This window comes from Gelria sp. Kuro-4 (assembly GCF_019668485.1).
GTDB lineage: Bacteria > Bacillota > DTU030 > DUMP01 > DUMP01 > DUMP01.
Genome location: NZ_AP024619.1, coordinates 1,991,698 through 2,015,000, shown reverse-complemented (window position 1 = coordinate 2,015,000; position 23,303 = coordinate 1,991,698). Strand labels below are relative to the sequence as shown.

Annotated in this window: 21 protein-coding genes and 2 rRNA genes (1 of these 23 running past the window's edge); all 23 read left to right on the top strand. The window is 61.6% G+C overall.

Translation table 11 applies throughout. The features are described 5' to 3' along the window. Positions 1-2,486, top strand: a 23S ribosomal RNA gene (locus K5554_RS10110); it begins 580 nt to the left of the window's first position. Positions 2,487-2,746: 260 nt separating this feature from the next. Further along, positions 2,747-2,860, top strand: a 5S ribosomal RNA gene (rrf, locus tag K5554_RS10105). A 252-nt stretch (positions 2,861-3,112) separates the two neighbouring features. Next, the gene (locus K5554_RS10100; RefSeq protein ID WP_221038359.1) at positions 3,113-4,876 is read left to right on the top strand and encodes an NAD+ synthase; all 1,764 of its coding nucleotides are present in this window, start codon (positions 3,113-3,115) and stop codon (positions 4,874-4,876) included. Positions 4,877-4,987: 111 nt separating this feature from the next. Beyond that, positions 4,988-5,713 carry an NAD+ synthase gene (locus tag K5554_RS10095; protein ID WP_221038358.1) on the top strand — a complete coding sequence of 242 codons (726 nt, stop codon included), beginning with the start codon at positions 4,988-4,990 and terminating at the stop codon, positions 5,711-5,713. A 140-nt stretch (positions 5,714-5,853) separates the two neighbouring features. Next, a complete protein-coding gene (locus K5554_RS10090; RefSeq protein ID WP_221038357.1) occupies positions 5,854-6,609 on the top strand; it encodes a YebC/PmpR family DNA-binding transcriptional regulator in 756 nt (251 codons plus the stop codon). A 214-nt stretch (positions 6,610-6,823) separates the two neighbouring features. Next, positions 6,824-7,354, top strand: coding sequence for a BofC C-terminal domain-containing protein (locus K5554_RS10085; RefSeq protein ID WP_221038356.1), 531 nt, complete (start codon positions 6,824-6,826; stop codon positions 7,352-7,354). 127 nt (positions 7,355-7,481) lie between these two features. Further along, the gene (gene ruvC, locus K5554_RS10080; RefSeq protein ID WP_221038355.1) at positions 7,482-7,988 is read left to right on the top strand and encodes a crossover junction endodeoxyribonuclease RuvC; all 507 of its coding nucleotides are present in this window, start codon (positions 7,482-7,484) and stop codon (positions 7,986-7,988) included. Beyond that, positions 7,972-8,568: a Holliday junction branch migration protein RuvA gene (gene ruvA, locus K5554_RS10075; RefSeq protein ID WP_221038354.1), complete on the top strand. Its 597-nt coding sequence runs from the start codon at positions 7,972-7,974 to the stop codon at positions 8,566-8,568. Before ruvC ends, ruvA begins: the two co-directional genes overlap by 17 nt. A 6-nt stretch (positions 8,569-8,574) precedes the next feature. Beyond that, the gene (gene ruvB / locus K5554_RS10070; protein ID WP_221038353.1) at positions 8,575-9,603 is read left to right on the top strand and encodes a Holliday junction branch migration DNA helicase RuvB; all 1,029 of its coding nucleotides are present in this window, start codon (positions 8,575-8,577) and stop codon (positions 9,601-9,603) included. Between the two features lie 37 nt (positions 9,604-9,640). Continuing rightward, the gene (locus tag K5554_RS10065) at positions 9,641-9,829 is read left to right on the top strand and encodes a DUF2905 domain-containing protein (protein WP_255565615.1); all 189 of its coding nucleotides are present in this window, start codon (positions 9,641-9,643) and stop codon (positions 9,827-9,829) included. Between the two features lie 62 nt (positions 9,830-9,891). After that, the gene (sigI, locus tag K5554_RS10060) at positions 9,892-10,569 is read left to right on the top strand and encodes an RNA polymerase sigma-I factor (RefSeq protein ID WP_221038351.1); all 678 of its coding nucleotides are present in this window, start codon (positions 9,892-9,894) and stop codon (positions 10,567-10,569) included. Positions 10,570-10,649: 80 nt separating this feature from the next. After that, complete coding sequence (locus K5554_RS14580) at positions 10,650-11,564, top strand: anti-sigma factor domain-containing protein (RefSeq protein WP_305038857.1); 915 nt, start codon at positions 10,650-10,652, stop codon at positions 11,562-11,564. A 20-nt stretch (positions 11,565-11,584) separates the two neighbouring features. Next, entirely contained in the window at positions 11,585-12,895 is a 1,311-nt protein-coding gene (locus K5554_RS10050) for a SpoIID/LytB domain-containing protein (protein ID WP_221038350.1), read from the top strand. 29 nt (positions 12,896-12,924) lie between these two features. Next, positions 12,925-13,950 (top strand): tRNA preQ1(34) S-adenosylmethionine ribosyltransferase-isomerase QueA, encoded by a 1,026-nt coding sequence (queA, locus tag K5554_RS10045; RefSeq protein WP_221038349.1) that lies wholly within the window; start codon positions 12,925-12,927, stop codon positions 13,948-13,950. A 14-nt stretch (positions 13,951-13,964) separates the two neighbouring features. Continuing rightward, on the top strand, positions 13,965-15,098 hold the full coding sequence (tgt, locus tag K5554_RS10040; protein ID WP_221038348.1) for a tRNA guanosine(34) transglycosylase Tgt: 1,134 nt from the start codon (positions 13,965-13,967) through the stop codon (positions 15,096-15,098). A 59-nt stretch (positions 15,099-15,157) separates the two neighbouring features. Then, complete coding sequence (yajC, locus tag K5554_RS10035) at positions 15,158-15,529, top strand: preprotein translocase subunit YajC (protein ID WP_221038347.1); 372 nt, start codon at positions 15,158-15,160, stop codon at positions 15,527-15,529. A 119-nt stretch (positions 15,530-15,648) separates the two neighbouring features. Beyond that, entirely contained in the window at positions 15,649-16,047 is a 399-nt protein-coding gene (locus K5554_RS10030) for a TIGR04086 family membrane protein (RefSeq protein WP_255565371.1), read from the top strand. Between the two features lie 22 nt (positions 16,048-16,069). Further along, positions 16,070-17,182: a D-alanyl-D-alanine carboxypeptidase family protein gene (locus tag K5554_RS10025; RefSeq protein ID WP_221038345.1), complete on the top strand. Its 1,113-nt coding sequence runs from the start codon at positions 16,070-16,072 to the stop codon at positions 17,180-17,182. 88 nt (positions 17,183-17,270) lie between these two features. Further along, on the top strand, positions 17,271-17,873 hold the full coding sequence (locus K5554_RS10020; protein WP_221038344.1) for a GNAT family N-acetyltransferase: 603 nt from the start codon (positions 17,271-17,273) through the stop codon (positions 17,871-17,873). Positions 17,874-17,928: 55 nt separating this feature from the next. Next, positions 17,929-19,140 (top strand): protein translocase subunit SecD, encoded by a 1,212-nt coding sequence (secD, locus tag K5554_RS10015; protein ID WP_221038343.1) that lies wholly within the window; start codon positions 17,929-17,931, stop codon positions 19,138-19,140. Further along, on the top strand, positions 19,140-20,021 hold the full coding sequence (gene secF, locus K5554_RS10010; RefSeq protein ID WP_221038342.1) for a protein translocase subunit SecF: 882 nt from the start codon (positions 19,140-19,142) through the stop codon (positions 20,019-20,021). Before secD ends, secF begins: the two co-directional genes overlap by 1 nt. Positions 20,022-20,135: 114 nt before the next feature. Then, positions 20,136-21,536, top strand: a complete 1,401-nt coding sequence (locus K5554_RS10005; RefSeq protein WP_221038341.1) for a magnesium chelatase — start codon at positions 20,136-20,138, stop codon at positions 21,534-21,536. Then, positions 21,523-23,238 carry a VWA domain-containing protein gene (locus tag K5554_RS10000; RefSeq protein ID WP_221038340.1) on the top strand — a complete coding sequence of 572 codons (1,716 nt, stop codon included), beginning with the start codon at positions 21,523-21,525 and terminating at the stop codon, positions 23,236-23,238. Before K5554_RS10005 ends, K5554_RS10000 begins: the two co-directional genes overlap by 14 nt. The last annotated feature ends 65 nt before the right edge of the window (positions 23,239-23,303 follow it).

Below are 23,303 nucleotides of genomic sequence, written 5' to 3'. Positions count from 1 at the left end.
AACCTGAAACCGTGTGTCCACAAGCCGTGGAAGTCCGGCACTCAATCGGCGAGTTTAAGCAGAGGAAGTCCGCAAGGGCGTTTCCCGCAAAGGAAAGGCAGCGGACAGAAGAACTTAGACTTGCGGATTGAGTGCCGGACGACCGCGTGCCTATTGAAGAATGAACCGGCGAGTTGCGTACAGTTGCGAGGTTAAGGCCGAAAAGCCGGAGCCGGAGCGAAAGCGAGTCTGAAAGGGCGCAAGTAGCTGTACGCAGACCCGAAACCGGGTGATCTACCCATGGCCAGAGTGAAACGAGAGTAAAACCTCGTGGAGGCTCGAACCCACCAGTGTTGAAAAACTGGGGGATGAGCTGTGGGTAGGGGTGAAATGCCAATCGAACCCGGAGATAGCTGGTTCTCCCCGAAATAGCTTTAGGGCTAGCCTCAGGGATGAGCTGCGGAGGTAGAGCACTGATTGGGCTAGGGGCCTTACCGGGTTACCGAACCCATTCAAACTCCGAATGCCGCAGCTTGGACCCTGGGAGTCAGACTACGGGCGCTAAGGTTCGTGGTCAAGAGGGAAAGAGCCCGGACCGACAGCTAAGGTCCCCAAGCTGGGCTAAGTGGATAAGGATGTGGGATCGCCCAGACAGCCAGGATGTTGGCTTAGAAGCAGCCATTCATTCAAAGAGTGCGTAATAGCTCACTGGTCGAGTGATCCTGCGCCGAAAATACACGGGGCTCAAGCCCAGCACCGAAGCTTCGGATGATGGCGGTTGGCTGCAGCCCACCGCCAACATGGTAGGGGAGCGTTCCTTACGGGTAGAAGCATACCTGGGAGGGTGTGTGGACCGTAAGGAAGAGCGAATGCCGGTATGAGTAGCGAAAAGGCAGGTGAGAATCCTGCCCGCCGTAAGCCTAAGGATTCCTGAGGAAGGATCGTCCGCTCAGGGTCAGGCGGGACCTAAGCCGAGGCCGGAAGGCGTAGGCGATGGACAGCCGGTTAAAATTCCGGCCCCACCTGAGGCCGTTTGAGCGACGGGGTGACGCAGGAGGGTAGGTCGAGCGCACGGGTGGAAGAGTGCGTCCAAGCCGGTAGGAAGAGCGGGGAGGCAAATCCCCCCGTGGGTTCCGAGAGGTGATGGGGAGCGGCTACGGCTGCGAAGCGACCGAGCCCAAACTGCCGAGAAAAACCCCTAGCGAGGCCGAAGGTGCCCGTACCGCAAACCGACACAGGTAGGCGGGGAGAGAATCCCGAGGCGCGCGAGAGAACCCTCGTTAAGGAACTCGGCAAAATGGCCCCGTAACTTCGGGAGAAGGGGCGCCGGCCTGGGAGTAGGGCGAACGCCCGAAGCCCGGGCGGGCCGCAGTGAAAAGGCCCAAGCGACTGTTTACCAAAAACACAGGTCCCTGCCAAGTGGAAACACCACGTATAGGGGCTGACGCCTGCCCGGTGCTGGAAGGTTAAGGGGAAGGGTGAGAGCCTTGAACCGAAGCCCCAGTAAACGGCGGCCGTAACTATAACGGTCCTAAGGTAGCGAAATTCCTTGTCGGGTAAGTTCCGACCCGCACGAAAGGCGTAACGACTTGGGCGCTGTCTCAACGAGGGACTCGGTGAAATTGCAATACCTGTGAAGATGCAGGTTACCCGCGACTGGACAGAAAGACCCCGTGGAGCTTTACTGTAACCTGACATTGGATTTTGGTGTGGCCTGTACAGGATAGGTGGGAGGCAGAGAAGCCGAGCCGCCAGGCCCGGTGGAGCCGACCTTGGGATACCACCCTGGCGACACTGAAGTTCTAACCTCAAGCCGTGAACCGGCTGAGGGACCGTGTCAGGCGGGCAGTTTGACTGGGGCGGTCGCCTCCCAAAGGGTAACGGAGGCGCCCAAAGGTTCCCTCAGCGCGGTTGGGAATCGCGCCGAAGAGTGTAAAGGCAGAAGGGAGCTTAACTGCGAGACAGACACGTCGAGCAGGGACGAAAGTCGGGCTTAGTGATCCGGTGGTTCCGAGTGGAAGGGCCATCGCTCAACGGATAAAAGCTACCCCGGGGATAACAGGCTTATCTCCCCCAAGAGTTCACATCGACGGGGAGGTTTGGCACCTCGATGTCGGCTCATCGCATCCTGGGGCTGAAGTAGGTCCCAAGGGTTGGGCTGTTCGCCCATTAAAGCGGTACGTGAGCTGGGTTCAGAACGTCGTGAGACAGTTCGGTCCCTATCCATCGCGGGCGCAGGAAACTTGCGGGGAGCCGTCCCTAGTACGAGAGGACCGGGATGGACGGACCGCTGGTGTACCAGTTGTCGTGCCAACGGCAACGCTGGGTGGCCAAGTCCGGACGGGATAAACGCTGAAAGCATCTAAGTGTGAAGCCCACCCCAAGATGAGGTTTCCCATGGCACAGGCCAGTAAGACCCCTTGCAGATGACGAGGTAGATAGGCCAGGTGTGTAAGGAGGGTAACCTCCTCAGCTGACTGGTACTAATAGGTCGAGGGCTTGACCTAATTCGCTCGCTCTTTTGTTTTGAAGGCGCAGGCAGCCTTCAAGGCAATGGTACCTTGCGTAAAACATGTGACCCTGGGTTGCCCTGCGGGACAGGTCGCGCCGAAGAGCGTGTCTGCAGGGAGCGCAACACGCAGGACGGGGTAGGAAGCGATTAAGGTATCTGTTTCAGGGATGAAGCGACCTGTCGCCTTACCTTAGAAGCAATGTGCCGACATGGTAGGAAGCTGGGTAAGGGGCAGGGACATGGGCGACTAATATTTCCGGTGACTTGAGCGGAGGGGCCACACCCGTTCCCATCCCGAACACGGAAGTTAAGCCCTCCAGCGCCGATGGTACTTGGGCCTCGCCCTGGGAGAGTAGGCCGTTGCCGGAAGATATTTGCCAAGGCCGCACTTCGTATGTCGAGGTGCGGCCTTGCTGCATGTTGCCGCCGCCTGCGGTGCGGCCGGAGAGGGCGTGAGGTTTTCTCCCTTGAAGGCAGTGCGAGGGCGGTGCTATAACATAATTGAGAGGCGCCCATGGCAAGCCTGGGAGCCGTTCCTCCTGCGGCGTGAAGTTGCCTTGAAAGTCCCACCCAGAGAAGGGCGTCCCGCGCGGTGAAGCGCCGAGAAAGAAGGGTACGGGAATGAAGATCGCCCTGGCGCAACTGAACCCGACCATTGGTGACCTTAAAGGCAATGCCGAGCGTATGCTCAAGTTCATCGCGGCGGCGAAAGAGCAGGGAGCGGACCTGGTGGTTTTTCCGGAGCTCAGCCTTCCGGGCTACACGCCCCAGGACCTGCTGCTCCTGCCTGACTTCGTACAGGAGTGCGGCGCCATGCTGCGCCGCGTCATCCTACCGGCGACGCGCGACATCGGTGTCCTGCTGGGCCTGCCGCTTCCCGGTGCCAGCCTGGCGCCTCACCTCTTCAACGCCGCCGTTCTGGTGGCCGGCGGGGAGGTGACCGGCGTCCAGGCCAAGACACTTCTTCCAACCTACGATGTATTTTTCGAGAACCGTTACTTCCAGCCGGCGCCGCGCCGCGCCCCCATATCCTTCCGGGGTGTGCGCCTGGGGGTGACCATTTGCGAGGATATCTGGAACGACAAGGCCTTCTGGGAAGACGTCCGTTACCCGGTGGACCCCGTGGAGGAACTGGTGGCGGCCGGGGCCGAGGTGATCATAAACATCTCCGGGAGCCCGTACCATTATGGCAAACAAGCGCTGCGCCTCGGTATGGTGCAGGCGCTGGCCCGGCACCACCGGCGCCCGGTGGTTTACGTTAATCAGGTGGGCGGCAACGACGACCTTCTCTACGACGGTTGCAGTTTCGCCGTCGGACCGGGCGGAGAGCTGCTCGCCCGTTGCCGGCCCTTCGCCGAAGATTTGGCGCTGGTCAATCTGGGCGAGGAGGCGCGTGCCGCCCGGCAGGTGGAGCCTTTCCCACCGGAAGACATGGAGTGGGTGCGTAAAGCGCTTGTGATGGGGATCCGGGACTACTGCCGCAAAACGGGATTCAGGCGGGCGCTGGTGGGGCTGAGCGGCGGCATAGACTCAGCGCTCGTGGCGGTGCTGGCGGCGGAAGCCCTGGGCCCCGAAAACGTAAAGTGCGTCTCCATGCCCTCCCGCTATTCCAGCAGCAGGAGCGTTGCCGATGCAGCTTCCTTGGCGTACAACTTGGGCGTGGAGTACGCAGTAAAGCCCATCGAGCAGGTCTTTGCCGCCTTGCTGGGGGAGATGAACGGCGGCGGGCCGCCGCGCCTCGATGTGGCTGAAGAGAATGCCCAGGCCCGTATCCGGTGCAATTTCCTCATGTTCATGAGCAACAGGGAAAACCGGCTGCTCCTTACCACGGGTAATAAAAGCGAGCTCGCGGTGGGCTACGCGACGCTCTATGGTGATATGGCCGGCGGTTTAGCCGTCATCGGCGATGTTCCCAAGACCATGGTTTACGAGCTCTGCCGCCATATCAACACGCTGCGACCGCAGCTTATTCCGGAGGCCATTCTTACCAAGGCTCCTTCCGCGGAGCTCAGGCCGGACCAGAAGGATACTGATTCTCTACCGCCGTATCCGCTGCTCGACTTTGTGCTGAAGAAGTTCGTCGAGGAGAACTGCTCGCTTAAGGAAATCGTCGGGCTGCTGGCGGCTGAAGCCGGCCTGCCCAAAGAGCTGGTCGGTCGAGTCTCAGCTGCCGGCGAGGAACAGGCGGCGGCCGGCGAAGAAGGCGCAGCCGTCCAGCAAATCCTCGACCTTACTAAGGTGGTCGAGCGCATCATGCGCCTGGTGGCGCGTGCTGAGTATAAGCGCCGTCAGGCCCCGCCCATCCTGCGCGTTACCAGCCGCCACTTTGGGGACGGGCGGCGCATGCCCATAGCCCAACGCTGGAGCAGCCAAAGTTCCCTGTAGGATTCCTTGTCTCAGCTGCACTTCGTTGCCTGCAGGATTCCAGGAAAAGAAGGAGAAAATAAAAGGGCTGGGGGCCCAGGCAACCTGGAAAGGAAAGGCAGGCAGAAGAACATGGAGACGGGTGAATTAGTAAACCGGCTGACAGGTTGGATCAGGGAACGGGTGACAGAAGCCGGGGCCGAGGGAGCAGTCGTCGGCCTCAGCGGGGGGATAGACTCGGCGGTGGTGGTCGGGCTGGCCAAACGCGCCTTCCCGGAGGCAGTCCTCGGGGTGATCATGCCCTGCCACAGCCTGCCCCGCGATGCGGAACATGCCCGGTTGGTGGCGGCGGCGTTTTCCGTTCCGGTGCGGGAGGTCGTGCTCGATACGGCGTACGATACCCTACTTGCCCGGTTAAAAACGGCAGAGGCCGGCGAGCCCAAGGCCCTGGCGCTGGCCAACATCAAGCCGCGGCTGCGCATGGTAACGCTTTACTACCTGGCGACGCAGCATAACTACCTGGTTTTGGGCACGGGCAACAAGAGCGAGCTTACGGTGGGTTACTTTACCAAGTACGGCGACGCCGGGGTGGATCTTCTTCCCCTGGGCAACCTGGTTAAGCAGGAGGTGCGGGAAGTGGCTCGGCACCTGGGCGTTCCGGAAGAGATCATCCGGAAGGCGCCTTCCGCCGGGCTCTGGGAAGGACAAACCGATGAAAGCGAGCTGGGGTTCAGTTATGCCGAACTGGACCACTACATCCGCACCGGCGAGGGCCGCCCGGAGGTGGTGGCGCGCATCAGGACCATGCAGCAAAGAAGCGAGCACAAGCGGCGCCTTCCTCCTATCCCCGGCTTCTGAGACGGCGTCTAACCTGGCCCGAAGCCAGGTTTCTCCTTTTCAAGGCTCCTTATCCTATGGTAAAATAACTTAACGAGGGATTTGTGGTTCCTAGTTTGGAGCGCGTAACTCCCGGCACGCGCAGTAAACGGGGTGAAAACATGTCAGGACACTCTAAGTGGGCCAATATCAAACACAAGAAAGCCAAGGCCGATGCAGAACGAGGCAGGATCTTCACCCGCATCGGCAGGGAACTTATGGTGGCCGTGAAGCACGGCGGCCCCGATCCGAATAGCAATCTGCGCCTGAAAATGGCCATAGAGAAGGCGCGTTCGGTCAACATGCCCAACGATAACATCATGCGGGTGATTGCCCGGGCTTCGGGCTCGCAGGATGGTGCCGATTACGAGGAGCTCGTGTATGAGGGCTATGGTCCGGGAGGCGTAGCCGTCATGCTGGAGATCCTAACCGACAACCGCAATCGCACGGCTGCTGAGATTCGCCACATCTTTTCCCGCCATGGCGGTAATCTGGGCGAGACCGGTTGCGTGGCCTGGATGTTCAGTCAAAAGGGTAGCTTGGTTCTGAACCGTGCAGATCTGAGCAAAACGCCGGATGAGGCGATCCTCGACGCTCTGGAAGCCGGGGCGGAAGATGTAAAAGAAGACGAGGATAGCCTGCAGATCATCACTGATCCCGCCGATTTTGGGACGGTGCGGGAAAACCTCGCGAACCAGGGTTATACCTTCAGCGAGGCGGAGATCACCAGAATACCGCAGACGACCGTGGAACTTCAGGGCAAGGATGCGGAACAAATGCTTAAACTCATGGAGGAACTTGAGGAACAGGACGACGTACAAGAGGTTTACGCCAACTTTGAAATTCCGGATGAGGTCTTGGCTTCTTTGGGCAGTTAGTGCCCGGTGAGCGCTTACAGGCGCTCATTTTTTTTGCGCAGTGCTCTTGCCACCTTCAGGCGCACTAGACTGGCGTGCGAACATCCGGGGACCATGGGACAAGCCGCCGCCCTAACCTGGGCTGCGGATTGCCGCCCGGTCCGCAGACGTTTAAACCGGCCGCCCACCGGGAATGCTAGTTCGATAAAGGAGGATCAACGCAAGGAGGGCTTACATGAACACGCGCAAGGTGCGATTGTGGCTCGGCATTATCCTGGTGGTGGTGCTGGTCTCTTTTGGACTCTTGGGCGCCAGGCGCTGGGCGAACAGGCAGCCCGCGCCGCCGCGGGAATCCAGGTTTGTTGCCGGTCCGGCCGCCCGTTTGGTGGAGGAAGTGACGTACGAAACCTGCGGTCACGTTGAGAAGAAAGAAAAACCGTTTCCTTCCTCGCAGCGCGGGCTGGGCCTGGCTGATCTTACGGCGCTTTACCCGGCGTGGGATGTAACAGCCAGCGACGACAATCTCGTCCTGAAAGCCACCCGTCCCGGGCTCTGCCCGCTGTGTCGCGAAAAGCTGTTTGTCGGCCTCGACGGGGAGGAAGTGGTGGTGTTCTACGGCACGCCGGAGGGGCCCCACGAGATAAAGGAGCGCACCGGAATCTCGACCAGCGGCCTCCCGGAAGAGGCCTTGCTGGATCTCAGGACAGGAATCGCCATCGAGAACAAGGAGCAGCTGTCGCAAGTCCTGGAGGGCCTGATGAATTAGCCGGGCCCTCCTTTTTTGCGTTCCCTTGTCTTTTCTCTCCCGGCTTGACAAAGCGCGGCATGCTTACCTGAAAAAGGATTTTACTCGACCGGCGTAGAAAGATACTAACAAGGAGGCCGGGAAAGAGATGCGAATCTGCGGGATCGACCCGGGGATAGGCCGCTGTGGTTACGCGCTGGTCGAGACAAGCGCCGGTACCAGTCTTGTTCACCGCTACGGGTGTTTGGAGACCCCGGCAGACCTCAGCATGCCCGAGCGCCTGCTGCTGCTCCACCAGCGCCTGCAGGAGGTCTTGGCCTGGGGAGCGGAGACGCTGGCGATAGAAGCACTTTTCTTTAGTAAAAACACCCGCACGGCCATGATGGTGGCGCAGGCGCGCGGCGTAGTCCTGCTAGCCGCGGCGGAACTGGGGCTGCCGGTGGTCGAGTATACACCTCCGGAGGTAAAGCAAGCGGTTGTAGGTTACGGCCGGGCCGATAAGCGCCAGATCCAGGAAATGCTCTACCGCACGCTAAACCTGACGGCGTTACCGCAACCGGACGATGCAGCCGACGCGCTGGCCATTGCCCTTTGTCATGCCCAGGTGGCCCGCTTTATGGAACGCAGCCGCCGGGGGGGTGGCCGGTCTGTTTGAGTTCCTGCGGGGAACGCTGGTGAACAAAACCCCGGGGTTTGTCGTCATAGAAGTGAACGGGGTCGGTTTCGGCCTTAAGGTATCGAGCAGCACGGCGGTGGAACTCCCCGCTGTAGGCGAGGAAGCACACGTCTACACCTACCTTCACGTGCGCGAGGATGCTTTACAGCTGTTTGGGTTTGCCTCGCCTTTGGAGCGTACGGTCTTCACCTCCCTCCTGGGGGTGGAAGGTATCGGCCCGCGCCTGGCCCTGGCTGTGCTTTCCACCTTTACGGCGGCCCAAGTCCTTAACCTGGTGCGCGCCGGTGATGTGGCGTCCCTTGTGCGGGTGAGCGGGGTGGGCAAGAAAACGGCCCAACGGATTGTTCTTGAACTTAAGGAGAAGCTGGGCGCCCTGGCGACGGATGAGGCCGCGGCGGCCGCGCCGGCGGCTCTGGCGGAGGAAGACCTGGCGAGCGCGGCCCTGCTGGAGCTGGGCTACACGGCGGGAGAGGCAGAGGAAGCGCTGCGCCAGGTGCCGGCGGATTTGGAGGCGGCTGCCAGGGTGCGGGCGGCCTTGGAAGCATTACGGAAGAGGTAGTACACGATGAAAGAGCGAATTGTAGCGGGAGAAGCGCTGCCCGGGGACACAGAACTTGAGGTGACCCTGCGCCCGCAGAAGCTGAGCGATTTTATCGGCCAGGACCGGGCCAAGGCCAACCTGGAGGTTTTTATCAAAGCGGCCCTGCTGCGCGGGGAGACGCTGGATCATGTTCTCCTTTACGGGCCGCCGGGTTTAGGCAAGACGACCCTGGCGCGCATCATAGCCCGCGAACTGGGGGTAGGTATACACATAACCTCAGGCCCGGCCATTGAAAGACCGGGCGACTTGGCGGCGCTTCTGACCAGCCTGGGTACGGGCGATGTTCTCTTTATCGACGAGATCCACCGGTTGAGCCGTACGGTGGAGGAGATCCTTTACCCGGCGATGGAGGATTTCGCCCTCGATATCGTTGTGGGTAAGGGGCCGAGCGCACGTTCCTTGCGGCTTGACCTGGTACATTTTACCCTGGTGGGTGCCACGACCCGCATCGGGCTTTTGACCTCGCCCCTCAGGGACCGTTTCGGCGTGGTCGCCCGGCTGGAATACTATGACGTGGAGTCTTTGAGCAGTATCATCCGCCGTACCGCTGCCATTCTGGGCGTTAAAATCGCGCCGGAAGCGGCGCGGGAGGTGGCCAGGCGTTCGCGCGGAACGCCGCGGGTGGCGAACCGGCTCCTGAAGCGGGTCCGGGACTTTGCGCAAATCAAAGGCGAAGCTGTCCTTACTGAACAGACAGCCAAAGAAGCGCTCGCCCGCCTGGAGGTGGATCCTCTCGGCCTCGACCGCACCGACCGGGAGCTCCTGAAGACCATGATCGCGAACTTCGGCGGCGGTCCCGTGGGCGTGGACACCCTCGCGGCCAGTCTCAGCGAGGATGCCGGCACCATCGAGGAAGTGTACGAACCCTACCTGCTGCAACAAGGATTGCTGCAGCGTACGCCCCGCGGGCGGGTGGTGACGGCGCGCGCATACCGCCATTTGGGTTTACCGGCCCCGGGGCTCGAGCAACTCTCCATCCATGAAGGGAGGTGAAGGAGTGTCTGGTTGGGAAGGATTTGGAAGGCTGCTCATGGGGCTGGGTGCTTTCTTGCTGATCGTCGGTGGTCTCCTGGCGTTCTTCGGCCGCTTGTTTCACTGGGGACGGTTGCCGGGAGATATTTTGATCCAGCGCGGCAATTTCACCTTTTACTTTCCCTTGGTGACTAGCCTTGTTTTGAGCCTGCTTCTAACCCTGATTCTCAACCTGTTTCACCGCTGACGAAACCTGGAGGAAGCTTACGAGGGGTGGTGAAGCCCGGAATGAGGGAGGACCTTCTCGCGTTGGCGAAGAGAGGGGCTCCGGAGGCACGTGAAAGGCTCATCCAGGATTACACCCCCTTTATCCTGGCCATAGCAGCCAAGGTCTCTGGTCGGTACATTCGCTTGGGTGAAGACGATGAAGGCAGCATCGGTCTCCTTGCTTTCAACGAGGCCATCGATGCCTATAACGATAGGAAAGGAAACTCCTTTCTCAAGTTTTCCGAGCTGGTTATCCGGCGCCGCCTGCTGGACTTTTATCGCCATGAACAGCGGCGTCAGCAGGAAATCCCGCTCACGGTTCTGGAAGGGACAGAAACCGAAACGCAGGGACAGCTTCTCGACCGTTTGCAGGAAAACCAGGCGGCCGCCAGCGAAGAAGAGTTGGAGAGAAGGGAGGAAATCATTGCGCTCAAGGCACACCTGGCCGAATACGGCGTGAGCTTTCGCGAAGTGGCCCTTGCCTGCCCGCGCCACCGCGACGCGCGGCTCAGGGCCATCAAGGTAGCGAAGCAGATTGCCGCCACCCCGGCCTGGCTGCTGGCCCTGGACGAGCGCAAAACCCTGCCCCTCAGTGAAATAGCCCGGAAGGTGGGCGTGAGCCGTAAAACCCTGGAACGGCAGCGAAAGTATATTCTGGCCGTGGTGTTGGTATTGCGCGGCGAGTTCAACCATCTCAAAGAATACTTCCGTGAACCGTAGCACGAGCGCGTGCCGGGAGAAAGTCCGCCGCAAAGCCGTTGGAGGTCGGTCCAAGAACTACATTGCGAGGGGGGGAGACATTGCAGGTCAAGGGCATTGTCGTAGAAGTGCATGAAACAAGCGTTGTGGTGGTGACACCCGAAGGGGAGTTCCTTGAGTTACCCCGGCGAGGTTGTGTGCGGTTGGGACAGGCTGTGCTCCTCGGCAGGGAGAGGAACCTTTTCCCGGAGCTAAGCAGGACCCTGGCGGCTATTGCCGCCGCTCTCATCATAGCTATTGGTCTGGCCCGGGTTGAGGTGCCGGTGGAGACATTACGCCCGCCGGCCACGGCGGCGCCGGCGGCAGGGCAGACGGCGCTGCTGGCCGAGCATGTAGAGCGCCCGGCTTACTACGTTACCCTGGACCCTCAGCCAGGCATTGAACTGGCGGTGGGGGCGGGGGACCGGATTACCGCCGTTACCCGCCTCGACGGGTCAGAAACGGAGCCGGCTGCAAAAGCCGACGGCCTTGTGGGGCTGCGGGTAGGTGAAGGTTTAGCCAAGCTGGTACGTGAAGCGCAGGACAAAGGAGAGCTCCGTCCGCCGTCAGGCCAGGTTCTTTTCCTCACCGTGGCGGCCGACGGCGACAGTGAAGAGCGGCAGGAGCTGGCGCTGCGCCTGGCCGACTATGTTAAAGAGACCTTACCGGACTCCGGTTCCGAGGCGGTTCAGGTGGTGGCGCTGAGCGGCGGACTTAATGTGCGCGCCGCCGCCCGGGCCGCAAACCTGAGCCTAGGATCGTACCTGGCCTTTCTCAAAGCCAAAGCGGAAGGCCTCGCCCTTACGGCTGCCGATGTACGAACGAAGGGAGTCCAGTTGGCCATAAAAGAGGCGGGCGGGCACTGGCGCGAACTCCTGGCCGGCGACCGCAAGGTGGCCGCCGGAGACTTGGTGCAGCCGGCCGAGGCCAAGCCCTTGCCGGAGGAAGGAGCACCGGGCACGAATAGCCCCAGGTAGGACGGGAGGTTGCGTTAAAGATGGTGGGAAAAAGGTACTATGGAGCAGTAGGGCTGGGCTTGTTCCTGGCCTTCTTTCTTGTGGCCGCCCCCGCCCAGGCGGCGCCGGTTCAGCTAAGGGTGAGGCTTTTGACGGCTCCCGTTTCGGTGGTCATAGGCGCAGCACGCGGTTTTGTTCTTACCGACGCCGCCGGCCGGCCGCTCGGCGCCCCTGCCGGTGCGGCGCCGGTAACGCTCACGGTGGACGGGCAAAAGGTGGTTCTTCCCGATGGGCGACGTGCGGAGCAGGTACATATCGTCGCCGCTCCCCTCGCCGCGGATAACCTTCTTCGGGTGGATGGACGGCCCTACCGGGGTAGTCTTGAGGTGCGGGCGACCGGCGCGGGACTGGTGGTAATAAACGTTGTGACGGTGGAAGACTATTTACGGGGGACGGTACCGCTCGAGATGCCGCCTACCTGGCCGGAGGAAGCGCTTAAGGCCCAGGCGGTGGCGGCGCGCACCTTTGCCTATCGAAATCAGGGACGGCATGCGGGCGAAGGATTCGACCTCTGTGCCGGAACGCACTGCCAGGCTTACGGCGGCGCCGGAGTGGAAACAGCAGCCACCGACCGCGCGGTTAAGGAGACGGCCGATCTCGTGCTGCGCTACAACGGCGAGCTTATCGACGCTTACTACCATGCCAGCTCGGGCGGGCACACCGAGGCGGCGGGAGCCGTGTGGGGAACCGACCGGCCCTATCTCAAAGGGGTGGAGGATGGGTGGGACCAGAGCCCGTACGCACAGTGGGAAGCCAGCTTCTCGCCGGAAGAGGTCAGCGCCCTCCTGGCCCAAGCCGGCTTTGCCTTAGGAGACGTAGAAACCATAGAACCCTCGGCCTATACGCCTTCCGGGCGGGTTGCTTCCTTTTCGGTACAGGGAAGCAGCGGCCGGGAGGTTATACCCGCCGAGAAGTTGCGCCAGGCGCTGGGACCAACGGTGCTGAAAAGCACGTGGCTCACGGTCGTGTCTTCCCCACCGGTACCTCAAGGCAGAGCATTGGTTACCGTGCAGGGCGCGGAGGGCACCGGGCGGGCGGCGGCTCGTCCCGGTACCTGGGCTGTGACTGCTTCCGGAGTTAAAATGATCCCGACCCAGACCGTCACCCGGGTGGGCGGCCGGGGGGCCGGCGCCGGCCGCATTGTTTTCCGCGGGCGCGGTTATGGACACGGGGTGGGGATGTCACAGTGGGGCGCTAAAGGGATGGCTGAACACCAAGGCACGTCTGTTCCTGATTTTTACCGCGCTATTTTGACTCACTACTACCAGGGCGTTACAATAGAGCCGTACTGAAGAGCCGCATTAACTAAGGAGCGGATAACTTGCACTTAGAGGACTTTGATTACGACCTTCCCCCGGAGCTTATCGCCCAGACACCGCTGACCCGGCGCGATGAAAGCCGCCTCCTCGTCCTTAACCGGCAGACAGGAGCCACGGAGCACAGGGTGTTTCATGACCTACCTTCTTACCTTAAGGCGGGCGATGTGCTGGTGCTGAACGACACCCGCGTTTTACCGGCGCGCCTTCTCGGCCGGCGGGCGCACAGCGGTGGTAAAGTGGAGGTGCTGCTTCTTAAAGAAGTGGCACCCGCTCAGTGGGAGGTGCTGGTGAAGCCGGGACGCCGGTGCCCGGAAGGGCAAGAACTTGTTTTTGGCGAAGGGAGGCTCACCGCGCGCGTGCTCGGCCGTACCCCGGAGGGCGGGCGGATTATGGCTTTTTCCAAGGCGGGAGGGGAGTTTCTTACGCTCCTCGACGAAATCGGCCGCATGCCGCTCCCGCCTTATATCCATGCGGAACTGAAAGACCAGGAGCGTTACCAGACGGTGTACGCACGGCATCTGGGGTCGGCGGCGGCGCCGACGGCCGGCCTGCACTTCACACCGGAACTTCTTACGACCATCGCCTCCCAGGGGGTGGAAATCCTGTACCTCACCCTGCATGTGGGTCTCGGGACCTTCCGGCCGGTGCGGGAAGAGCGGATCGAGGAGCATCACATGCACGAAGAGTATTACCTGATTCGTTCGGAGGTGGCAGAGCGCATAAATGCCGCCAGGGCAGAGGGGCGGCGCGTGGTGGCGGTAGGCACCACCGTGGTCCGAACCCTGGAAGCGGCCGGCCGAAGCGGTAGGGTCAAGGCCGGAGCCGAGTGGACAGACCTTTTCATTTACCCAGGGTTTAAGTTTAAGATCATCGATGCCCTGATCACCAACTTCCACCTGCCGAAATCCACTTTGCTCATGCTGGTAGCGGCCTTCGCCGGCCGGGAAACAATACTGCGCGCTTACGCGGAGGCAGTACGGCAGCGCTATCGCTTTTTCAGCTTCGGCGATGCCATGCTGATCATGTGAGAAGGAGCAGGGTAATGCAGCTTGGATTCAAGGTCACTGCGAAAAGCAGCACCAGCCGCGCCCGGTGCGGGACCTTTTCCACAGCCCATGGTGCGGTAGAAACTCCTGTTTTCATGCCTGTGGGTACCCAGGCGACGGTAAAGACGCTTACACCCGAGGAGCTCACCGAGCTGGGGGCTCAGATCATTCTCAGCAATACCTATCATCTCTACCTGCGGCCGGGAGCCGATCTTATTGCAGCGGCCGGAGGCCTGCATCGTTTCATGCACTGGGAAAGGCCGATCCTTACGGACAGCGGCGGTTTCCAGATCTTCAGCCTGGGGGCGCTCCGGCGCTTGACCGCCGAGGGAGTGCTCTTCCGCTCGCACATCGACGGTTCTGAACACTACTTTACCCCGGAAAAAGCGGTTAAGGTGCAGGAACTCCTGGGTTCCGACATCGCCATGGTTCTAGATGAGTGCATCCCCTTCCCGGCCAGTTACGAGCAGGCAGCGGCGGCTGTGGCAAGGACGACCCGCTGGGCTGAGGCCGCCCGCGCGGCCCACCGACGGCCCGACCAGGCTCTCTTCGGCATCATCCAGGGCGGGACTTTTCCGGAGCTGCGCCTTAAAAGCCTGGAGGAGCTCTTGCCGCTGGATTTTCCCGGCTATGCCATCGGGGGGCTCAGTGTGGGCGAACCCAAAGCGATGATGTATGACATCCTGGACCTGGTGCTGCCCCGGCTGCCGGAGAACAAGCCGCGTTACTTGATGGGGGTGGGGAGCCCGGACTGCTTGTGGGAGGGGGTGGAGCGCGGGGTGGATATGTTTGACTGCGTTTTACCCACCCGCATTGCCCGTAACGGTACCGTGTTCACCCGGCAGGGCAAACTGGTGGTCCGCAACGCTGCACATGCCCGCGACTTGAGGCCGCTTGACCCGGAGTGCAGCTGCTACGTCTGCCGGAACTACAGCCGGGCCTACATCCGGCATCTCATAAAGGCGGACGAAATCCTGGGCATCCGGCTGACGACGTATCACAACCTCTACTTTATGGTTCACCTCATGGCGGAGATCCGCGCCGCCATCAGTGAGGACCGGTTTGCGGCGGCCAAGCAGGCGTTTTTTGCTCACTACGGAATCGAAGACAGGGAAGAACCGCGCGTATAACAGGATTTTTCTTCCGTATGGCGAACCAAATAAATAAACCCCTACAAGGAGGAATGTTGGTGCAACAGCAACTGGCCGGACTCCTGCCCATGATCCTGGTGTTTGTCGTCTTTTACTTCCTCGTGATTCGCCCCCAGCAGAAGCAGCGCAAAGAACGCGCAGAGATGCTCGCCGGTCTCAAGAAGGGGGACAAGGTGGTTACCATCGGCGGCATCCACGGCACCCTCGCCGAGGTAAGGGACAAGACGATCCGGCTCAAGGTCGCCGACAACCTGGAACTGAAGATGAATCGGGAAGCCATCGGCTATGTGCTGAAGGAAGCCAAGGTCAAGGAACCGAAGGCCAAGGAAAAACCGGAAGCGGAAGCGCACGCAGAACCGACGGTAACCGAGGTGGGAGCTGACAAAGGCAGGGCGGGCACCGAAGAATAGCTACGGCGGAAAGCAGGCTGGGTGCTGGCCTGTTTTCTTCATCTGCGGCCGGGAATAGTCATGCGGGCCGGGGCGGCTGCGTACATTACCAAAGAAGGATGTAAAGAGGGGTGGGTGCAATGGTTAAAGCTTCCCCGGCCGGACGCAGCACAGCGCCGATTTTCTCCCCGGGCGCGGTCTTAAGGGGGGCACTTGTGTCCTTTTTGACCTATCTGGTGCTGGCCCTTGTGGTGGCTACCCTGATCTATTTTTGGGGCGATCTGGAACTGCAGCTGGCTTCACTTACCTATGGGGCGGGACTAGTTGCGGCGCTGAGCGGGGGCTTCGTTGCCGGCCGGCATGCCGGCCACACCGGTTGGCTGCACGGCCTGGTGGGCGGGGCGCTCTTTGTCGTTCTGTCGTACTACATCGCCGTTTTTCTCTGGCCGGTGCCGGCGGCGGCCGGGATCTTCGGGCGGCGCCTACTTCTGGGAGCGGCGCTCGGGCTAGCCGGGGGGGCTGTGGGTGCAAACCTTTAAAAAAGGCAGGCGGCTTTTCTGCTTGGCCCTCCTACTTTTTTTGTCCGCCGCACCGCGGGAGGCCGGGGCCTTTGCGCCCCAAGTCACGGCAGACGCAGCGGTTCTCCTTGATGCCCGCACGGGGACGGTCCTTTACGGACGAACCCCTTATGAGCGGCGGCCGCCCGCCAGCACGACCAAGATCTTAACCGCGTTGGTCGCCTTGGAGGGAGGACGGCTGAGCGATGTGGTGACGGTGAGTCCCTACGCCAGCTGGACGGAGGGCTCCTCGCTTTATTTGCGCACGGGCGAGAGGTTGACGCTGGAAGAACTGCTCTGGGGGGCGCTTTTGGAATCCGGAAACGACGCCTGCGTCGCCATCGCCGAACACCTGGCCGGAAGCGAGGAAGGCTTTGCCCGCCTGCAGAACAAGAAGGCGTGGGCCATTGGGGCCTGGGATACGCACTTTGTCAACCCCCACGGCCTCCCTGCTCCCGATCACTACACGACCGCTTACGACCTGGCCACCATCGCGCGCTACGCATTGCGCAACAGCAAGTTTCAAGAGATCGTCCGCGCCCGGGAAAAAGTGGTCAGCGGTCCCTCGGGCGGCCGCTCTTTTTTCAGCACCAACCGTCTTCTTTGGAGTTACAGCGGCGCCGACGGGGTAAAAACCGGCACCACGGCGGAGGCCGGCCAGTGCTTGGTTGCTTCGGCGACCCGGGGCGGGCGTCAACTGGTGGCGGTGGTCCTACACAGCGACGACCGGTGGAGTGACGCCGCTGCGCTCCTCGATTTTGGTTACACCGAAAGCCGCCTGCTGCAGCCGGGAAAGGCAGGGGAAACCGTAACCGTACCGCTCAAAAACGGCCTCACGCCTGCGGTAACGGCGCGTTTGGCGCAGGACCTCTACGTGGTTGTTCCCTGGCAAAAGGTGGGCCGGGTGGAAAAAAGCCTGGAAGTGCAGGCGCTGAAGGCTCCCGTCGAGCGGGGCAGCAAGGTCGGGGAGGTGGTCATTCGGGTCGAAGGAGAAACGGTCACCCGAGCAGATCTCATTGCCACCCAGGCGGTGGCGGCGCGCAATCCGGCGACCGTTTTTCTCTGGCGCCTCTACCGTCCCCTGCTTGCCAGGCTGTGGGGCCTCCATTTACTGTAGCCGCCTGTTCTGGTGCTATTTACCGAAAGGAAAGGGACAAGCACCGGCGAATACCTACACTGCATTTTTTTTGCGGGAGGCGGGGCCGGTGGCAGGGAAGCAATACGTCCGTTTAAGACCACTCACCCAAAAAGACCTCGAGGCCATGGCGGCGTGGGATGATGATGAGGAGATACGGTTTCTCCTGGGCCTGCACCTGGAAGAAAAAGAACGCACGTATCGCCAGCACTGCGAGACGCTCTTAGGGACACCTGCCAACAGACTCTGGGCGATCGAGGTAACCCCCGATCGCTTTATTGGTGAGGTGGAACTAAGCCAGATCACCTGGCGGACCAAGGAAGCGGAACTTAAGATCTGCATCGGTGATCCGGGGTTCCGCGGGCAAGGGCTAGGCGGTCGAGCGATCGAAGCTGTTTTGGCCATCGCCTTCAACGAGCTTAAACTAAAGCGGGTTTACCTGCGCGTCTACCATTACAACCGGCGCGCCATTCGCTGTTACCTGCGCTGCGGTTTTAAGAAAGAGGCGGTGCTCAGGAACCGCCGGCGGTTCTACGGTCAGAACTACGATGTCTATCTGATGTACATAGACAGGGACACGTACACTAGGAAGACGGGTGGACAGGAAATGGCTGGCAGGCACTCCACAAGCAATTGGTTGACAAGCCTTCCGGGCGGTGGCTATAATAGGTAAGGTTAGTATTTCCTTTCCCCGGTTAGGCAGAGAGGGAGAGAAGGAGGAAACTGGTTTGAGATGGGGGAACGTCGCTAAGATCATAGTCATTGTTCTCCTTGTGGCGCTCATTGCCTTTTTGTCGGTCAAGCCCCTTGAGAAGGCCATTCGCCTCGGCCTGGACCTGCAGGGCGGGACTCACCTGGTGCTGAACCTGGTGGACACGCCCGAGGCCAAAGTGGATGAGCAGGCGCGGCAGGGAGTTATGAACATCATTGGAGACCGCATCAACCAGTTCGGTGTGACGGAGCCGATCATCCAGCCCGAGGGTTCGCGGCGGATCATTGTGGAACTTCCCGGCCTGAAGAACTCGGAAGAGGCCATCAACATCATCAAGATGACGGCTTACCTGGAATTCGCGGACCAATCTGGTAAGGTGTGGCTCACCGGCAAAGACCTCAAGAACGCTCGTTTTGTTTACGACAACCAGAACAAACCCATCGTGGAGCTCGAGTTCAGCAGCGAAGGGGCTCAGAAATTTGCCGCAGCCACCCGGGCCAACGTGGGTAAGCCCCTGGTAATTCTACTCGATAAAAAAGTGGTGACGGCGCCGACGGTGAAAGACGTCATTACCACCGGCAAGGCCGTCATTGAAGGCATCCCTTCGGCGGAGCTGGCGCAGCAGTATGCCATTGCCCTGCGTTCCGGTGCCCTGCCGGTTAAGGTGGAGGTGGTTGAGAACCGTACCGTGGGACCCTGGCTGGGCCAGGATTCCATCCAGAAAAGCATCCGGGCCTTTGCCATCGGCGTGGCCGCCGTCCTGCTCTTCATGATCCTCTTCTACCGCCTCTTTGGTCTGGTGGCTGACTTCGCCCTGGCGGTCTACGTGCTTCTGGTGCTGGGGGCCCTCGGGGCTCTGCACGCCACCTTGACCTTACCGGGCATCGCCGGCTTCATCCTCTCGATCGGCATGGCCGTTGATGCCAACGTGATCATCTTCGAACGGATCAAGGAAGAGCTCCGCAACGGTAAGACCATCCGTTCCGCTCTGGAAGCCGGTTTCACGCGGGCCATGACCACGGTCGTCGATTCCAACGTCACAACGCTCATCGGTGCCGGTGTGCTGTACTACCTGGGCACAGGTCCCATCCGCGGGTTTGCCGTCACGCTGAGCCTGGGCATTGTGGCCAGCATGATCACCGCCGTGATCGTCACCCGGTACATGCTGCGCCTGGTGGTCGGCACCGGCCTGCCGATGGACGTGCGCGCAGTGGGAGGGAGAATGTGATGCGGATAGATTTTATGGGCCGCAGTAAGCTATGGATTGCGCTTTCCGCTTTAGTGATCCTGATTGGCCTGGCTGCCCTCTTCCTGCGTGGGTTGAACCTGGGAATCGATTTCGAGGGCGGTACCTTGCTGCAGCTGCGCTTTGAAAAAACGCCGACCACCAACGAGATACGGACGGCCCTGGCGGATTACGGCCTGCAAAAGAGCGGGGTCCAGCTGTCGGGTGGCAACACCGCGCTGATTCGTACGCGCGACCTCAGCGACCAGGAACGCCAAAATGTGCTGACGGGCTTGAAGACGAAGCTCGGCAATTACGAGATCCTGCGGGTGGAAAAAGTCGGGGCGGTTGTCAGCCAAGAGCTGCGTAACAACGCCTTCTTGGCCCTGACCATCGCCTCGCTCCTGATGCTGGTCTACATCACGCTCCGGTTTGAGTTTAAGTTTGCTGTTGCCGGGATCCTGGCGCTGATCCACGATGTCTTGATTACTGTAGGGCTCTTCGCCCTTTTCCAGGTGGAGATAGACAGCACCTTTGTGGCAGCCATCCTTACGATTGTGGGTTACTCGATCAACGACACCATCGTGGTGTTCGACCGCATTCGCGAGAACCTCAAGAAGCGCCGTAAGGAACCCCTGGCCGAGCTGGTGAATACCAGTATTCGCGAAACCCTGACGCGCTCCATCAACACCTCACTGACCACCTTGTTTACGGTGCTGGCGCTGCTCTTCTTCGGCGGCGAGACAACCAAGGTCTTCGCGCTGGCCATCTTTATCGGGCTGACCAGCGGAACCTATTCTTCCATCTTTATAGCCTCACCCATTTGGTACCTGTGGCGTCGGGGCGAGCTGGACCATGGCACCCCAGCCGCAGCCAGAAGCTAACGCTTTACCGGAAAAAGCGCCCTCAGCGGGCGCTTTCTTTTTAGGCATCAAGCCCGGATGCCCCGGACAAACTAGCTGCAAGGACCACGAGGGGCAAACTGGGAGGTGCTGCGGTTGCACACTTATACTTCTCTGGTGCGCCACGCCGGGAACGAGGAGCTTTTCCTTTTTGCCGAGCTGAGCATTCTGGGGCTCGCCAGGGGGTGGCCGGTGCACGTGCATGTCGAGGGCCTGCGCGGTACCGGAAAGACGACCATTCTGCGGGCGGCCCGTGCCATCCTGCCGCCCTTGACGCGAATCAGGGGTTGTCCCTACAACTGTGACCCACTGGCTCCCCACTGTCCCTTGCATGCCGGTTTGAGCCGGGAGGAAATCGCTGCGCTGGGGACGGAAACCATCCCGGCACCCTTTCTCGAGATTTCCCACGCCGCTAAAATCGGCACGGTGGTAGGCACCTTGGACTTAAAACGCCTGACCGACGCCGATCACCCTGAAGCGGCGCTTCTGCCCGGGACGTTGCCCCAGGCGCACCGCGGCGTCGTTTTCGTGGACGAAATCAACCGCTTGGCTGACACGGCGCCGGAGCTGACGGACATTCTCTTAGACGTGATGGGCACGAAGCCCGGGCGGGTGCAGATAGAAGAAAACGGCCTGCCGCCGGTCGCCGTGCCGTTGCAGGTGAGCGTGTGGGCCACTTCAAACCCCGATGAGGACCCAGGGCCCCTGGCAGACATCCGGCGCCAGCTGTCCGATCGCTTCGACTTTGTCGTACAGATGGGGCGTCCCGGGAGGCCGGAAGAAATCCTGGCGATTCTGAACGCGGGGCTGACAACAAGCTCCCCCTGGAGAACCGAAGGGCAGGACGGAGAGCGGACCCGCTGGCTGACCGGCCGGGCAGCGCGGCTCGACCGGCTGGCGCTGGAAGGGGGGATCCTCGCCCAACTAGCCGACCTTTACCTGCGCCATCACCTCGAAAGCCTGCGGGCGGTGGAGGCGCTGAAGCTGGGAGCGCTCCTTCATGCCGCCTGGCGGGGTGCCGGGGCGGTGGAGGCGTGCGATGTGGCGGCGGTGGCTGCGGCGGCGCTTAGGCACCGCACGCGGGCAGAGGACCTCCGTGCCGTTCTGGCCTATCTTGAACAACCATCGGCGTCAGAAGGGATAGAGGCGGCAGGGGTCTTGGCGGAAAAAGGGCGCGCAACGCGCGCCGCTCCAATGCAGTCCCGGCCGCAGGCGGCGGAAGCGCTGAGACGGACGTGGAAGCAGGGCCCGCGCTGGTGGTGGTCGCTGCAGGACCGCTGGCGGCAGCTCCTGGGCGCGCGTGGTGCAGGGCGCGGGTCGGGAGGGGGTGGGCAGGGCGGTGGCCCAAGAGGAGAAGGCGGCGGGCGCTTTCCTAACCCGTTGGACCTGCCGCTGGTGGCCCCGCCCCGGCCGGCCCGGCCGTTGACGGAGCTGGAGACAGAAGAAGCCGTTACGGTCATTGAGGGGAAGGCCGGGAGCACAAATGATACAGAGTAAAGAAGACTGGCGGCCCCTGGGCCTGCTCCTGGCCCAAGCGCTGCAGGGCCCGGCGGTGCGCCTGGGCGAGAGCACGGTGATCAGCCGTTCCGTTCACGTTATCGAGGTGGAGCGGCCGCAAGAGGTCAAAGTGGTCTTGGCGGCCGACGCGGGGCAGGTTTTTTATGGCCGGGGGAGGCCGGGCACGGTTTACCATGTGGACACCTTTCACGCCCTCGGGAGGGTGAACCACCGCGCGATTGCAGCCGCCGTTAAAGCGGCGGTTGTTTCTTCGGCCGGGGTGGAGGCGGCCGTCCGCCTTCTCGACCACATGGACCTGCAAACCGGGACGGGTGGCGGTCGCCTTTCGGGAAGCCTGGCCTATGGGCGCAAGGCATCGGTGCGGCGGGCGCACGCCAACCATGTGCACATCGCCGCGCAGCTGGAAGAAGAGGCATTTCCCGTGCTGGTTCCGGTGGTGGCGGCGGTGGAGCAGGCGATCCTAAAAGAGGGACTGGAAATCCGCAAGATTGAAAGGATAGTCGTCGATGCGACACCCCAGGGGGCGGGGCCCAAGGCGGATCTTTCTCCGTATGCCAGTACCACCGACTCCCTGCTCAAAGAAAACCGGGAACCGAGGGGCGATGGAACAACCCCACAGCAGGGCCGCCAGAGGCAAGGACTGGAAGGCGTAGAGGAGGCTCTCGGCCTGTCCCGCGAAACCCTGCCGCCACAGGAGCTGCTGCGGCTCTTAAGGAGCCTGCCCTGGGGACCGGGGGCGGCCGCCCAGCACGCCAGGCGTTGGGGTGACTTGGAGCATACCCTGGCCGCTCTGGAGGGAAGGCGCCTGGTGCGGCGGGAACGCGGGCGCCTGGTGCTTACAGCCGAAGGCAGGCGCCTGGCGGATTTTCTGGAGGAACACCTGCCCGAGCTGGAAAGCTACTTTCGCCAACTGTTGCGCCGTGTGATCCGGGAAGACAAGGGACGAACGCCGGCGGGGGGAAGGGAGGCAGTGGGAAACGCCCGGCCCCAGCGGCCGGTGGCGCTTGCCCCGGAGCCGGGAGGGGCGCGGGAGCTGGATCTTCCGGCCACGGTCTTGGCGGCGGCCCGCCGCTGGCTCCAGGGCAGGGAGCGGCCCCGAGCGTTTACCTCCTCCGACCTGGTGTACACCGCCCCCAAGCGCCGGCGGCAACGCCGCATTGTCCTGGTCCTCGACAGCAGCGCCAGCATGGCCGGGGACCGCCTGCGGGCCGCCCGCTTTCTGGCGGAACACCTGGTTTTGGCCACGCGCGATAAAGTGGCCGTCATCCCCTTTCAGGAGCAGGACGTTTTAGTACCAGGCGGCTTTACCGGTCACCTGGAAACAATAGAAAGGCAGCTCCTTGCCCTCAAAGCGTACGGGCTTACACCTCTGGCCAAGGCCCTGCGTGAAACCATAGCCTTTGTCCGCGGCAACCGGGTGCGGCGCCCTTTCATTGTGCTGATCACCGACGGCATACCAACGGTGCCCCTGGCCGCCGGCGACCCGGCGCAGGATGCCTTGGAGGTAGCCCGGGAAATGGCCCGGCTGAGGCTGGAGCTGACCTGCATCGGGCTCGACCCCAACCGCCGTTTCCTGGAGGAATTGTGCCACCGTGCCGGCGGCCGCCTCCACATCATCGAGGAAATGGAGCCTGGTACGCTCGCCCGCCTGGTGCACAAGGAACTGGTGCAGCAGAGGTGAGGAAATTACTAGCAGGAATAAGCGCTGTCTGCGCCGAATAACACCCTCACCGAGTGTGTATGCGG